13 protein-coding genes and 1 pseudogene are annotated in these 12,608 nt (G+C 44.6%); 10 read left to right on the top strand and 4 right to left on the bottom strand.

Annotated elements, in window-relative coordinates:
- The first annotated feature begins 39 nt into the window (after positions 1-39).
- Positions 40-2,097 (top strand): sensor histidine kinase, encoded by a 2,058-nt coding sequence (locus tag XZ46_RS09010; RefSeq protein ID WP_006620350.1) that lies wholly within the window; start codon positions 40-42, stop codon positions 2,095-2,097.
- A gap of 116 nt (positions 2,098-2,213) precedes the next feature.
- Positions 2,214-2,624, top strand: coding sequence for a hypothetical protein (locus tag XZ46_RS09015; RefSeq protein ID WP_006620349.1), 411 nt, complete (start codon positions 2,214-2,216; stop codon positions 2,622-2,624).
- 11 nt (positions 2,625-2,635) lie between these two features.
- Here the strand turns inward: XZ46_RS09015 and XZ46_RS09020 are convergent, their stop codons facing one another.
- Entirely contained in the window at positions 2,636-3,511 is an 876-nt protein-coding gene (locus tag XZ46_RS09020) for a LysM peptidoglycan-binding domain-containing M23 family metallopeptidase (protein WP_006620348.1), read from the bottom strand.
- Positions 3,512-3,747: 236 nt separating this feature from the next.
- Between XZ46_RS09020 and XZ46_RS28805 the strand changes: the two genes are divergently transcribed.
- The 3 genes from XZ46_RS28805 to XZ46_RS09030 are packed head-to-tail and all read left to right on the top strand — an operon-like array spanning position 3,748 to position 6,679.
- Positions 3,748-4,407 (top strand): IS607 family transposase, encoded by a 660-nt coding sequence (locus XZ46_RS28805; RefSeq protein ID WP_071533505.1) that lies wholly within the window; start codon positions 3,748-3,750, stop codon positions 4,405-4,407.
- Positions 4,319-5,428: an RNA-guided endonuclease InsQ/TnpB family protein gene (locus XZ46_RS28810; RefSeq protein WP_230428095.1), complete on the top strand. Its 1,110-nt coding sequence runs from the start codon at positions 4,319-4,321 to the stop codon at positions 5,426-5,428. The genes XZ46_RS28805 and XZ46_RS28810 overlap by 89 nt, the downstream gene beginning before the upstream one ends.
- Positions 5,429-5,464: 36 nt before the next feature.
- A complete protein-coding gene (locus XZ46_RS09030) occupies positions 5,465-6,679 on the top strand; it encodes an HhoA/HhoB/HtrA family serine endopeptidase (protein ID WP_048895391.1) in 1,215 nt (404 codons plus the stop codon).
- A 43-nt stretch (positions 6,680-6,722) separates the two neighbouring features.
- On the opposite strand, the gene XZ46_RS09035 is transcribed toward XZ46_RS09030, so the two are convergent.
- Both XZ46_RS09035 and scpB read right to left on the bottom strand, forming a co-directional pair.
- Complete coding sequence (locus XZ46_RS09035) at positions 6,723-7,076, bottom strand: DUF760 domain-containing protein (RefSeq protein ID WP_006620345.1); 354 nt, start codon at positions 7,074-7,076, stop codon at positions 6,723-6,725.
- A gap of 48 nt (positions 7,077-7,124) precedes the next feature.
- A complete protein-coding gene (gene scpB / locus XZ46_RS09040) occupies positions 7,125-7,649 on the bottom strand; it encodes an SMC-Scp complex subunit ScpB (protein WP_006669738.1) in 525 nt (174 codons plus the stop codon).
- Between the two features lie 129 nt (positions 7,650-7,778).
- On the opposite strand from scpB, the gene XZ46_RS35000 reads away from it, so the two are divergent.
- From XZ46_RS35000 to XZ46_RS37330, 3 genes and pseudogenes are all read left to right on the top strand, one after another.
- Positions 7,779-8,039, top strand: coding sequence for a hypothetical protein (locus tag XZ46_RS35000; protein ID WP_035758531.1), 261 nt, complete (start codon positions 7,779-7,781; stop codon positions 8,037-8,039).
- A 161-nt stretch (positions 8,040-8,200) separates the two neighbouring features.
- Positions 8,201-8,950 (top strand): annotated as a pseudogene (locus XZ46_RS09050) (serpin family protein).
- Entirely contained in the window at positions 8,940-9,335 is a 396-nt protein-coding gene (locus tag XZ46_RS37330; protein WP_006620339.1) for a serpin family protein, read from the top strand. The pseudogene XZ46_RS09050 and the gene XZ46_RS37330 overlap by 11 nt, the downstream one beginning before the upstream one ends.
- Before the next feature lie 73 nt (positions 9,336-9,408).
- Here XZ46_RS37330 and XZ46_RS09055 read toward each other — a convergent pair whose 3' ends face one another.
- Positions 9,409-10,326, bottom strand: coding sequence for a vitamin K epoxide reductase family protein (locus tag XZ46_RS09055; RefSeq protein WP_006620338.1), 918 nt, complete (start codon positions 10,324-10,326; stop codon positions 9,409-9,411).
- Between the two features lie 274 nt (positions 10,327-10,600).
- On the opposite strand from XZ46_RS09055, the gene dusB reads away from it, so the two are divergent.
- Together dusB and argF are read left to right on the top strand one after the other, a co-directional pair.
- Positions 10,601-11,608, top strand: coding sequence for a tRNA dihydrouridine synthase DusB (gene dusB, locus XZ46_RS09060; RefSeq protein WP_006669735.1), 1,008 nt, complete (start codon positions 10,601-10,603; stop codon positions 11,606-11,608).
- Between the two features lie 12 nt (positions 11,609-11,620).
- The gene (argF, locus tag XZ46_RS09065; protein WP_006620336.1) at positions 11,621-12,544 is read left to right on the top strand and encodes an ornithine carbamoyltransferase; all 924 of its coding nucleotides are present in this window, start codon (positions 11,621-11,623) and stop codon (positions 12,542-12,544) included.
- Positions 12,545-12,608 lie beyond the last annotated feature (64 nt).

The raw sequence follows: 12,608 nt of genomic DNA on the forward strand, positions 1-12,608 counted from the left end.
GGCAGCCCTGAGCCATAGCACCTCTGTTTGATGTGAATTATGTCTAAACGCGGTCAATCTTCATTTCGCCGTCTTCTGCTATCCCGGATTTTGCTGTTAAGCCTTCCGGTGTTGTTGGTTGGACAATATGTGACCTATCGCAAAGCTCGTTCAGCTTTACTAGAAACGGCTCGTCTGAACTTAACTGAAAGTGCAGTTAAAAAAGCTGCGGGTATTGATGAATGGGCGAAGTCCTTGAGATCAAGTTTGATTTTAGTGGCTCACAGTTCCGTTTTGCAGTCTGGAGAAGAGGAGAATTTTCAAGGTTTTCTCGAAGAGGTCGTCTCCGAATTACCTTTTGAGGTCAACTGTCTGCAAATGACTAATCTGGAAACCAATCAGATGGTAGCTAGTACCTGTGACGAGGGGGCGCGGGTTCAATTTCCCCAGGATTTATGGTCTGCTACTCAATCTCAGAACTGGGCTGTGAGTCAGTCGGAAGCTCATATTATTAATGTGGGAACTGCAGAGGCTGACAAAGGCTTTTTTCCCCAACATCTCGATGATAGTGAGTCCGATAGTCCAGAGGGAAGTAGAGTTTTACTTCGTCGCCAAAATAATCAACTAAGTTTAATCTCTATTGCTCCGGTTTATATTGCTGATGGAGAAGTTAATCGACTCCGTTATGGATTAAGTCTGGAGTCTTATTCTTTACTCAGAGGTGAACACACCCCGAAATCTTTAACAGGTTCGACTGTAATTTTAGATGAAGCTGGAACTATTGTAGCTCATCCTAATCCGCAGTGGGTGGGATTAAATATTAGAGATCACGCTGATTCTCAGCGGCTAGAGAGTTTACTGCGTAGTGCGTTGGCGGGTCGTACTAATTTTATTCATTTGTTTGCTTTTGAACCAAATGGGGAAGAATTATTGGCGGGATATCATGCTATTGAAAGTCCGGTTTTTCCCAAGAATTATGATAGTCAATGGGTTATCTTGGCGGTGGCGAGTTTAGATGATGCTCTCTATGGCTTAAAGGATATTAATTCGGTTTTAGTTGTGCTAATTCTGAGTTTAATTATAGCGATTATTAGTGCAGCATTATATCTATCTAGGGATTTGGCGCGTCCTTTAGAAAAACTCCGAGATTATGCTTTACAAGTTAACAGCATTGAATCCCATGTAGAGGTTCCCAAAAATCTGAAAATCCGGGAAGTTGAGCAGTTGGCTCAGGCTTTGCGGACTATGGTTGATCGTTTGCAGTCTCGCGCTCAAGCCTTGGCTTTTGCGACTAAGGAGGCGCGGGTGGCTAACCAGCTAAAAGATGAATTTTTGCGGGTTATATCCCATGAGTTAAGAACCCCGCTTAATGGCATTATTAATTCCCTGAATTTGATTCAGGAAGGATTTTGTGACGATCGCGATGAGGAAATGGAATATTTACAGATGGCTAATGACTCGGCTCTGCATTTATTTGATATTGTTAATGATATTTTAGATATTGCTTTGATTGAGGAAGGTCAACTATCTTTATTTTTGGAACCGACGGACTTGGGGGTGATTCTCCAAGAGGCGATCGCTTTACAAACTCTGGATCTTCAGCAGAAAGGTTTAGATTTAAACTTAATGTTATCCCCTGAACCTCTGGAAGTACAAGCAGACCGAGATAAACTTAAACAGGTTTTTATCAATATTATTAATAATGCTGTCAAGTTCACCAAAGCTGGTAGTATCACCATTTCTAGCAAACTTGAACGCTTCCCGAATTGGGGGAATGCGATCGCTTCTAATTCCGGTCAGATTATCAAAGCATCTGAACAGGTAATTGTAACTATTGTTGATACAGGAATTGGGGTAATCCCAGAGAAGCAAAGCCAACTATTTCAGCCTTTCGTGATGGTTGATGGTTCCACCACTAGGGAGTCGGGAGGAGTGGGTTTAGGATTAGTGATCGCGCGTCGTCTCATGGAAATGATGGGTGGCGGTATTAAACTTGACAGCGCCGGACATGACCAAGGTACTACAGTTACTATCGCTATGCCAACTTTACAAGCAGCAACACCACCTTCTCAAAATCAGAAGACTACCAGAAAATCTAAAAAGAAAGTTAAAAGTTGACTCATAATTTGGTCTGGCACGGATCATTGGTTATCCTAGAGAAAGAAATAGTCCTCATTATACTGTGTTCAGATTTCGCCTAGGAGTATGTCAAAGCCAAATTTCTGAGTCTCATCATGGATAAAATTAAATTTCGCAGATATAAAAGAACAGCAGTTATCACCCTAGTCCTGATAGCATCAGTCGGTCTGGAAGCCTGCGCCTCTTACCATAAAAGACGAGAAGTATATAGAAATCTTCAGGACTGTCACCAACAATGGGGTGAAGCTGATCTATGTGAACCAATTACCGATGGTTCCTACCCCGTAGGTTACCATTATGGTCCTTACTATAAACATCGCGGGGGTCGCTACTATTACTATCGTAGCTTTAATTCTAGCCCTCGTGCTGTTCCATCTAGTGCAGGTATTCGTAATACCACTCCTGGAGGTAGAAGTCCCTCTGTTGGTGGTGTGACACGAGGTGGTTTTGGTTCCGGTGGTCGCGGCGCTACATTTAGAGGTGCAGGAGGGAGTCGAGGGGGTTAAATTTAACCAGCCTATTGTCGGCGGACTCGGCGTTTATACTGGCTGTCTGCTTCTTGAATATTTAAGTAAGGACTAGGATCTTCGGCAACCCATCCTAAATTGGAGTTATAGCGGACTTCAAAATGAAGGTGGGGGCGATCGCTACTTGGTCGGCCCGTCTGACCCACTAATCCTAGAGTTTCCCCTAATGCTACTTGCTGTCCGGTGTCAACCACCGTTTCCAAAAGGTGAGCGTAGCGGGTTTGTTTTCCCTGGGCGTGATTAACTACCACCAGATTACCATAGCCCTCTCTATATCCAGCAAAAGCTACCACACCTTTGCCTACAGCTAAAACAGGAGTTCCGGTAGGTGCGGATAAATCAATACCTCCATGAAATACTACTTGACCACTAACAGGATCTAACTGCCACCCATAGCGAAACAGTACCTCAGTCATCATTGGCAAGGGATGACCAGATAACAGGTCAGGGGAGAGGGTAACTGGCGGCGCAGGGGCCCAGTTGACTCCGGGAATAAATACTACCCTGGGTTCCGGTTGACAGCCATTGACTTCAAAAATTACATCCGCCCTGGTATTATGGGCGCGGGCTACATCCACCCAGGTCTGACCGGGTTCTACTTCTATCTGAATGCCATTGTAGGGGGGAATCAGGATCTCTTGTCCGACGGAGACTACACCATCGCGTAAACTGGGATTCAGACCCATGAGGGTAGCAGCAATTAAATTGTACTGTCGCGCAATGGTTTCTAGGGTTTCGCCTGGGGCGACACGATGACGTTGCAAACGGGATAAAACCGGAGTTGGACAAACTTCTCGCGCTTCCTGGGAAAATACGTTAGCTAGTCCCACAGGGGCGATCGCACCTAGGAGGATAACAGAGATCAAGGCTGACTTGCAGATCATATTCAGTCCATATTAATTTTGTTTCATGGTAGCAGCCGGGCAATATTGGCTTTAATATAGCCGAGGCTGGGATACAGTTGCTAGAATTGAGGGAAGGAACTTAGCTTGATGGCTGGGGTTCATTTGATTGAGAGCATGATTTAATCTCAAATTAGGTTAACATTTTAGGGCAATACGGTATAATAAAATAATAAGCGAGAAGAGTTGAGGATAAACCTATTGCCAGATATGTCAAACCCAAGGAAGCGGCCAAAATCCTTGGAGTCCATGAAAGAACACTCCGCAGATGGGACGAAAATGGCTCAATCGAGACCATCAGAACCCCCGCTGGGCAACGACGATACAACGTTGAGTCATATTCTGATTCCATTTCAGGCAGTGACAAACGCAAAGTCGTTATCTATGCCAGAGTTAGTAGCCGCGCCCAGCAGTCCGACCTCAACCGACAGGTGGCCGCACTGTCCAACCTCTACCCCGAAGCAGAAGTCGTCTCAGAAATCGGAGGCGGGCTCAACTTCAAGGGAAAGAAAATGCTGGCCTTACTGGGACATCATTTGTCAGGAGATGTCCGCATGGTTGTCGTTGCCCACCCAGACCGATTGGCCAGATTTGGATGGAACTGGTTTCGATGGCTCTGTGAGCAAAACAGGTGCTCACTCATGGTTCTCAACCAGACAAGTCTCAGTCCAGAACGACAAATGGTTGAGGACATCCTCGCCATCCTCCACTGCTTCAGTTCCCGATTATACGGACGGAGTAAATACAAAACTCAGGTCAAAGAAGATCCGGATTTACCCCAGCCCGGAGCTAAATCAAGTCTGGCGCAAATGGTTAGCCGCTTGTCGGTATTGCTACAACCAAGCAATTGCATTATCTAGGAGTGGTAAACGACTAAGTAAACTGAAATTACGCAATAAAGTGATGCAGAGTGACTTACCCGAATGGGTCAAAGAAACACCCTGCCACATTCGGCAAAATGCCATCTTTGATGCCTATCAGGCTTTGACCGCTAGTCCTGATGCAAGGTTTAGAAGTTGTCGTGACAGCTCTCAAGGGATTAAGTTCAATAATACTAATTTCTCTTCAGGGAGTTGTTATCCAAGACTAACGAAAGGATTAACTTTCATGGTTTCCGAACCCATCCCTAAAACTTGCGGGCAAGGGACTCAGTTGGTGTTTACCAAAGGTCGATGGTTGGCGATTTTCCCTGAACCAGTTGCCGTTACCCCAACTGACGCTACTGGCGTGATTGCATTAGACCCGGGCGTCCGAACTTTCATAACTGGGTTTGATGGTTCACGATTTCTGGAATTGGGCTCCGGAGATATAGGACGCATCACTCGGTTATGTCAACATTTGGATGATTTGATGAGCCGAATCGCCAAGGAACCCTGTCGTTCAAGGAGGCGACGGATGAGGCAAGCGGCTCAACGAATGAGAACCAAAATCCGCAATCTAGTTGATGAAGCCCACAAACAAATTGCTCACTACTTGACTCACAACTGCAGCCTAATTTTTTTGCCCACCTTCGAGACTTCCGATATGGCCAGTCAGGTGAAGCGTCTAATCAGGTCTAAGACTGCCCGCGCCATGCTGACATGGGCGCATTATCGATTCAAACTAACCCTGAGACATCAAGGGGAAATAACTGGAACCACAGTTGTAGATGTGACGGAAGAATACACCAGCAAAACCTGTACTCACTGTGGTCATGTGCATTCCCAGCTAGGTGGCTCAAAAGTGTTCCGATGTCCTGAGTGTGGGTTCACTCTACCCAGGGACTGGAACGGTGCTTTTGGAATCTTTCTAAAAGCTTTGCGGGATACCGCCTCTGTTACCTTAACGGGTAATAGTGCTATCGTCGCATTGTCAGGCAATAGCCGGATAAATGTCGCGTAAATGTATCAGATATCGATCCGGTCGGAATATTTAAACATGGATTTATCTTTTAGGCAGCTAACCGTGTATCTGGCCCTACTTTCGATCGGGGGCGGTACTGGTTTAATCGGTGGTCGCTATTTGTATGCTAATCATCTGGTGACTAATTCTCCCGCCGTCCCCGTGGTTCGAGAAGTGTCCCCGGAAACTCAACCCTACTACCGTCAGAGTCCTATTGCTGCTCGCAGTAATTCCAATTTTATCGCTGAAGCTGTACAAAAGGTAGGACACTCGGTTATTCGTATTGATGCTGTGCGGACTGCTTCTAAGAATTTACCAGATGCTTTGAATCATCCCCTGTTTAAACGATTTTTTGGCGATCGCATTCCCCAGGACTCTGAACGGTTGCAGCGGGGAACTGGTTCTGGATTTATTATCAGTTCTGATGGTCGTCTGATTACTAATGCTCATGTCGTTGATGGGGCTAATATAGTCCGTGTCACTCTTAACGATGGTCGCGTGTTTCAAGGTCAGGTGAGGGGGGTCGATGAGTTAACTGATATTGCTGTGGTCAAAATTGAAGCCCAAGACCTACCTACAGCCCCTATTGGTGTTTCTGAGGGGTTGATTCCCGGTCAGTGGGCGATCGCTATTGGTAATCCCCTCGGTTTGGATAATACCGTAACTGTGGGAATTATTAGTGCGATCGGGCGATCGAGTTCTCAGGTCGGTATCCCTAATAAACGGGTGCGCTTTATTCAAACTGATGCTGCTATTAACCCTGGTAACTCAGGAGGTCCCCTGTTAAATGATCGGGGTCAAGTTATTGGCATTAATACCGCTATTCGTTCTAATGCTCAAGGTTTGGGCTTTGCTATCCCTATTGAAACCGCCCTGCGAATTGCTAATCAATTATTTGATAACGGAAGAGCAGACCATTCCTTCCTAGGGGTGAAAATGGTAGCCCTTAACCCCACCATTAAGGACGAGATGGATCAGCAACTTAATCTTAAACTGACTAAGGATCGGGGAGTGTTGGTGGTTCGGGTGGTCGAAGGTTCACCCGCCGCTAATGCTGGTATTCAACGGGGAGATATCATTAATCGAGTCGCCGGAACCCCGGTTAGCACCCCCACCCAAGTCCAAGAGCAAATACAATTGACCCTAGTGGGACAAGAGTTGGAAATTGAGATTGACCGCCTTGGAAAAACCGAAACCATGAAAGTGCAGATGGCTGCAGCTCCAGACTCCGCCCTATCAGGAGTTGACTGATTTTTGGGTAAATTACTATTACCCGTTAATCCGGTTAATCCGGTTAATCCCGTTCTGGTTTAGTTGATTGGGAACGCGAAGACGCGGTCCTGGATATATTTTCCTCCAGGTGCATACGTTGCTCCATCTGACGGAGAAAATAACCAGTCATCATGGCTGAAGCTAGTAAGCCAGCCAGGTTGTCTCTATTGGTTGTGATTTGTACGTCGAAGTCATCTGAGGGTAAAACGCCTACCAGACCTTGGACATTGCGGGAAATTATTTCTTTGATCTCTGGACTGGCTGATTGAGCAATGTGGGCTAAAACATCGGGATGTTGATGTTGTAGATAGTGCAACAGGGGGTTCTCAGAGATTTCTTGGTCATTAGACGAATGAAAGTCGGAGTTAAAAACCATGAGGTGACTTGTTAGTGTCTGCTGTACTTTACTTCTAGTTTAGTCGATTTAACTGGATGCTGTGGTATCTTCGGGCAAATTTGCTTTTAAATTTAGCGACAGTTGCTGGGGAAGTTGGTCTAGTTGAAAGTATTGATGGAATTTTTTACTTACCTGTAACCAATAGGAACGGGCTTGGGGTTGTCGTCGTTTGGTGACAAATTCTAATTCTACCAGTTCCTGAACGTGCTGATAAGCCCCCGAACCTCGTAATTCTACGAGATCGGTTTGGGTAATGCCACCATTAAGGGCGATCGCTGCTAAAGTCCGTAAAGCCCCTACACCTAATTCTGGTGGTACTAGGGTGTGCATTAGTTCCCCGTAGGCTTGGCGCAGTTGCAGGCTGTAACCTTTCTTGGTTTCCACAATTTCTAAGGCAGTATCCCGGTGGGCATAATCTGACATTAGTTGAATTATGGCCTCTTCTGCTTCGGCGCGATCGCATTGAGCTAATTGTACAATCTCGGACAAGGACAAGGCTTGACCTTTCAGGTACAAAATCGCTTCAATCTTAGCTGGGAGACTAATGGACATAAAACTGTCGGTACTTTATAACATTTCCCATTAAGTTGGGAACTATGCCACAATTATAGCCACATGATAGCATAAATTATCCTCCCTAGGGCAATTTACGTTAACAAATAATCATTATTTACTGGATCTATGAAGGTTAAATTAGTGGCATCTTGGGCAGCAATTGTCCCATCTCTTACCCCCCTAACCGCGATCGCTTTTTTCACCTTCACTACAGAAATGGCTGAGTCCTCCCCAACTCCCCCCAACTCCCCTGGGACCTTAACTCCTACCTGGCTGGGGCTAAGGCTGGGATCGAGAGAGATATTTGGATGCGATAATTGGCGGATTTTTGATGACTACATAGATATCAATAATAGTAGATCTTTAGACAGGATCGCTGCCCAATGATTTGAGGTTATTTTATGAAAAAATTATGGGCTAATTCTTGCCAATACATCGGATTATTAATAGCCACGGCTGTCATGGTGGCAGTCAGTGGTTGGGCTGTTGATCAAATTCCAGATTCCCATTTAACATCGGATTTAAGCGCACATCAAACTACGGAAAATATGAGGATTAATTACCAAGTCGCGGCGGCTTACACCGGTTTTGCGTTTAACCTGTTTGATCATGTTTATCAGCATCAAAGTCAGGAAAATATTTTTATTTCTCCGGCGAGTATTACTAATGCTCTGGCTATGACCTATAATGGGGCGGCGGGAACTACTCAAGAGGCGATCGCTGAAACTTGGCAAGTTCAGGGTATCAGTTGAGCAGAACTCAATCAGGCAAATTTGGCTCTCAAGAACTCAATTTCAGCCATTAATCAAGATGTGCAAATTAATATTGCTAATTCTCTGTGGTTACATGAATCTGCTTTTTTCTTACCAGATTTTCTGGATAGGGTAAATCAGTTTGATCAGGCTAAACTCACAGCAGTTGATTTTAGTAGTCCTGATACGCCATCCCAAATTAATGATTGGGTTAAACAGGAAACTAATGGCAAAATTGCTCAGATTGTCAAAACTATCCCCAATCAAACTATTCTGTATCTAATTAATGCCATATATTTTAAGGGGAGATGGTCGGAAAAATTTGAAGAAGAACTCACCGAATCACAGCCTTTTACCCTGATTGATGGTAGCACTAAACTTCATCCCCTGATGTTTAAATTTGGCAATTATTTGTATCTGAAAAACTCTGATTTTCAAGGAATTAGCCTTCCCTACGGTGATGACGCTAGATTTAGTTTATATGTATTTCTCCCCCGTGAAAATGTGAGCCTCGATCGCTTTTATACACGGTTGAATGCACTCTAGGGAAGAGTGGATTAATCAAATGCGATCGCGACCAGGTTCGCTCCGACTCCCCCGGTTTAAACTGGAGTATGAAGTCGGTTTAAACGATAGTTTGAAATCCATGGGGATGGATATAGCTTTTCACCCGAATCAAGCTGATTTTTCTAATATGACTTTAGATAACAATGTACGCATTTCTGAGGTTAAACATAAGACTTTTGTAGAGGTTAATGAGGAGGGAACAGAAGCCGCTGCTGTCACTTCAGTTACGGTATTATCAGAAAGTACCCCCTCCATAACTGAACCATTCTCAATGGTGGTAAATCGTCCATTTTTCGTAGCCATTCGCGATAATCAAACCCGCACCATTTGGTTTATGGGTTCTATAGTAGACCCAGAATTATAGGTGCGTCAGTTTTTAAGAATTGGGTGATGATTGGGATTGACCTATTCTGACGCACCCGACGAAGCTGCTTTTTTTAGGAATTCCCAAAATTACGGGAACCCGTGTAACCGCTTAATTCGGCTAAACGTTCTAAAGAAATTAACCCCGGATGTAATTCGCCGTTAATTTCCCAAGCTGGATATCCGGGAATACCCTTAGCTTGACACAGCTCTGGTTGAGGGTTTTCTCCAGCGGGGTCGCATTCAATATAGGTAAGATAATTGATAGCTTGCCTACCAAATAACTGTTTTTGTTGTTCACAGAAATTACACCAGTAAGCACCATACATCGCAGCACCCACATTAGTTAAATGTTGAGCTAGGGAGATATTATCTGGATTAGAAACTGAGGTGATATTGTAAGAATTTTGACTACCATCAGTGAGGGAGGGGTTATTAATGGGAGCATAAATAGCCAGAGTGCTAATTATAGTAACCATAGCGACAATGACACCTAAAAAAACCAGTTGACCGATATCTTCCCAATTACGGCCAATAATAGTTAATGCTAACAGGCTGAAAGAGGCGATCGCTGAACCGATACAAAACCAGCAAATAGATTGAATTTCAAAAGCCATGATATACATCAAATAGCTACTGAAAATCGCCATAGAACACCCACCTATAAACATCAGTAGCCAGGTGTAATTTTCGGCTTTCTTCCGCCAAGTTGTCTGAGTTTCTGAACTAATCAATAGTGGGATAACCGCCATAGCAATCATATAGACATAAGCCAGAAAGCCAAACAAAGCCAGAGGTAAGCCAAAAACTTCCGCATAGGGACTATCTAGGACACTCTCACAGCCTTCTGTAGGACAGCTAGTCGGTCCTTCCTGTAGTGCTTGTATGGTTAGATAAGAGGTAATAGCAGCACCAAAAGCACCAATTCCAGCAATAATCAAACGTGACTTTTGTTGAATCCAGGGAGTTGAACGCTTACGCATTTGAATCATCTGTAATTTCTCCTAATTAGAGGTTCCAGGGAATGATGGCGGTATGGTAAACCACAAGAGATATAATTGTAACAATTTAGATTGTAATCTGGTATGGCGACTCCTATAACTATAACAGTGAGGGTTGAGCCACGGGGTCTCATCTACCACAGAAACCCCTCCCGGTTGTCTGTGGCTGGCTGGTAAATGACCGCCCCAAGGATTTATGAATGATTGCAGTTTATTATATATTAGTGTATAATGAAAGTTTGATTTGCTTAATTGTCTGCCTGCTATGTCTGCCCTATCTGCTGAATTAAAAGAACGGCTATCCTCACCCCTAAAAATTGGTAAATTAGAGGTAAACAGTAGGGTGTTACAATCGCCTCTGTCAGGGGTGACAGATTTGGTATTTCGGCGCTTGGTGAGGCGCTATGCTCCCAATTCGATGATGTATACAGAGATGGTACACGCTTCCCAAATTATTCATGTGCGGGAGTTACCAATTCTGATGGAAATTGACCCAGGAGAACGCCCGATTAGTATTCAATTATTTGATTGTCGCCCAGATTTTTTAGTGGAGGCGGCGCGAAAAGCTGTGGAAGAAGGGGCGGATACTATTGATGTGAATATGGGTTGTCCGGTGAATAAAATTACTAAAAATGGCGGCGGTTCTTCGCTGTTACGACAACCGGAAATCGCTGAGAAAATAGTGCGATCGCTTAACGAAGCTGTATCAGTTCCCATCACTGTAAAAACTCGTTTAGGTTGGGATGAGGACGAAATCAATATCCTAGATTTTAGCAAACGCATGGAAAATGCGGGAGCGCAAATGCTGACCATTCACGGACGCACTCGCGCTCAGGGTTATACAGGGAAAGCTAACTGGGAATGGATCGCTAGGGTCAAGCAGAATGTATCGATTCCAGTAATTGCTAATGGGGATATTGTCTCGGTGTCCTCGGCGGTTCAGTGTTTACAGGAAACTGGCGCTGATGGAGTTATGTGTTCTCGGGGAACTCTGGGTTATCCGTTTTTGGTGGGGGAAATTGATTATTTCCTGAAAACTGGCCAGATGAAGACAGCGCCGACGGTGGTTGAACGTTTAGAATGTGCGAAGGAACATTTACAAGCACTTTGGGTGTACAAAGGTCAGCGTGGTATTTATCAGTCTCGTAAACACATGACTTGGTATGCTAAAGGTTTCCCAGGAGCAAATGAACTGCGGGAACAACTGGCTAAGGTGGAGACGGTTCAGCAGGGATGTGATTTGCTCGATGGGGCGATCGCCATATTCAAATAATTAGGAGCAATTATGGAATCATTAAAAGGACGAGATTTGCTGAGTTTGGCTGATTTGACTGTGGCTGAGTTACACTCGGTTTTATCTTTGGCGATTCAGTTAAAGTCGGGAATGCGGAAACTACAGCGAAGGAAGGTTTTGGGGTTGATGTTTTCTAAGGCTTCGACTCGCACCCGTGTCAGTTTCTCGGTGGCTATGTATCAATTGGGGGGACATATAATTGATTTAAATCCTAGTGTTACCCAGGTGAGTCGGGGGGAACCTTTGGTTGATACGGCGCGGGTATTGGGTCGATATTTAGATGCGATCGCTATTCGGACTTTTGAACAAAAGGATTTGGAAACTTTTGCTAGTTATGCGGAAATTCCGGTAATTAATGCTCTCACAGATCGGGAGCATCCTTGTCAAGTTTTGGCAGATTTGATGACGGTTCAAGAATGTTTTAATCGCATGGCTGGACTGACTTTAACTTATTTGGGAGATGGGGCTAATAATATGGCTCATTCTCTGCTTTTGGGCTGTGCTATGGTGGGGATGAATATTAGAATTGCTACCCCATCTCAGTATCCGCCAAATCCCGAAATTGTCGAACAGGCTAAGGCGATCGCTGCTGGTAAAACTGAGGTGATTATTACCGATGACCCCGCTGAAGCTGTCCAGAAATCTCATGTGTTATATACTGATGTTTGGGCGAGTATGGGTCAGGAGAGTGAGGCGGATGATCGTATTCCTTTATTTATGCCTTTTCAGGTGAATGACAGTCTATTAGCTAAGGCTGATGATGATGCGATCGTTCTCCATTGTTTACCTGCTCATCGAGATCAGGAAATTACTGATGGGGTAATTGAAGGTGTGCGATCGCGGGTTTGGGACCAGGCGGAAAACCGAATGCACGCCCAAAAAGCATTATTAGCTAGTTTACTTTCTGATGATTAATTAACCGATACTTGCACATTAACCCGGTTCGGGCTGCACCCTATACCTCACCCACCGGGTTGAT

This window comes from Limnospira indica PCC 8005 (assembly GCF_000973065.1).
Classification (GTDB): domain Bacteria; phylum Cyanobacteriota; class Cyanobacteriia; order Cyanobacteriales; family Microcoleaceae; genus Limnospira; species Limnospira fusiformis.

What these genes read in the sequence shown, in the direction of transcription:
- XZ46_RS09010 (WP_006620350.1), top strand. Translation starts at nt 40, where the DNA reads ATGTCTAAACGCGGTCAATCTTCATTTCGCCGTCTTCTGCTATCCCGG.
- XZ46_RS09015 (WP_006620349.1), top strand. Translation starts at nt 2,214, where the DNA reads ATGGATAAAATTAAATTTCGCAGATATAAAAGAACAGCAGTTATCACC.
- XZ46_RS09030 (WP_048895391.1), top strand. Translation starts at nt 5,465, where the DNA reads ATGGATTTATCTTTTAGGCAGCTAACCGTGTATCTGGCCCTACTTTCG.
- XZ46_RS09035 (WP_006620345.1), bottom strand. Translation starts at nt 7,076, where the DNA reads ATGGTTTTTAACTCCGACTTTCATTCGTCTAATGACCAAGAAATCTCT.
- scpB (WP_006669738.1), bottom strand. Translation starts at nt 7,649, where the DNA reads ATGTCCATTAGTCTCCCAGCTAAGATTGAAGCGATTTTGTACCTGAAA.
- XZ46_RS35000 (WP_035758531.1), top strand. Translation starts at nt 7,779, where the DNA reads ATGAAGGTTAAATTAGTGGCATCTTGGGCAGCAATTGTCCCATCTCTT.
- XZ46_RS37330 (WP_006620339.1), top strand. Translation starts at nt 8,940, where the DNA reads ATGCACTCTAGGGAAGAGTGGATTAATCAAATGCGATCGCGACCAGGT.
- XZ46_RS09055 (WP_006620338.1), bottom strand. Translation starts at nt 10,326, where the DNA reads ATGATTCAAATGCGTAAGCGTTCAACTCCCTGGATTCAACAAAAGTCA.
- dusB (WP_006669735.1), top strand. Translation starts at nt 10,601, where the DNA reads ATGTCTGCCCTATCTGCTGAATTAAAAGAACGGCTATCCTCACCCCTA.
- argF (WP_006620336.1), top strand. Translation starts at nt 11,621, where the DNA reads ATGGAATCATTAAAAGGACGAGATTTGCTGAGTTTGGCTGATTTGACT.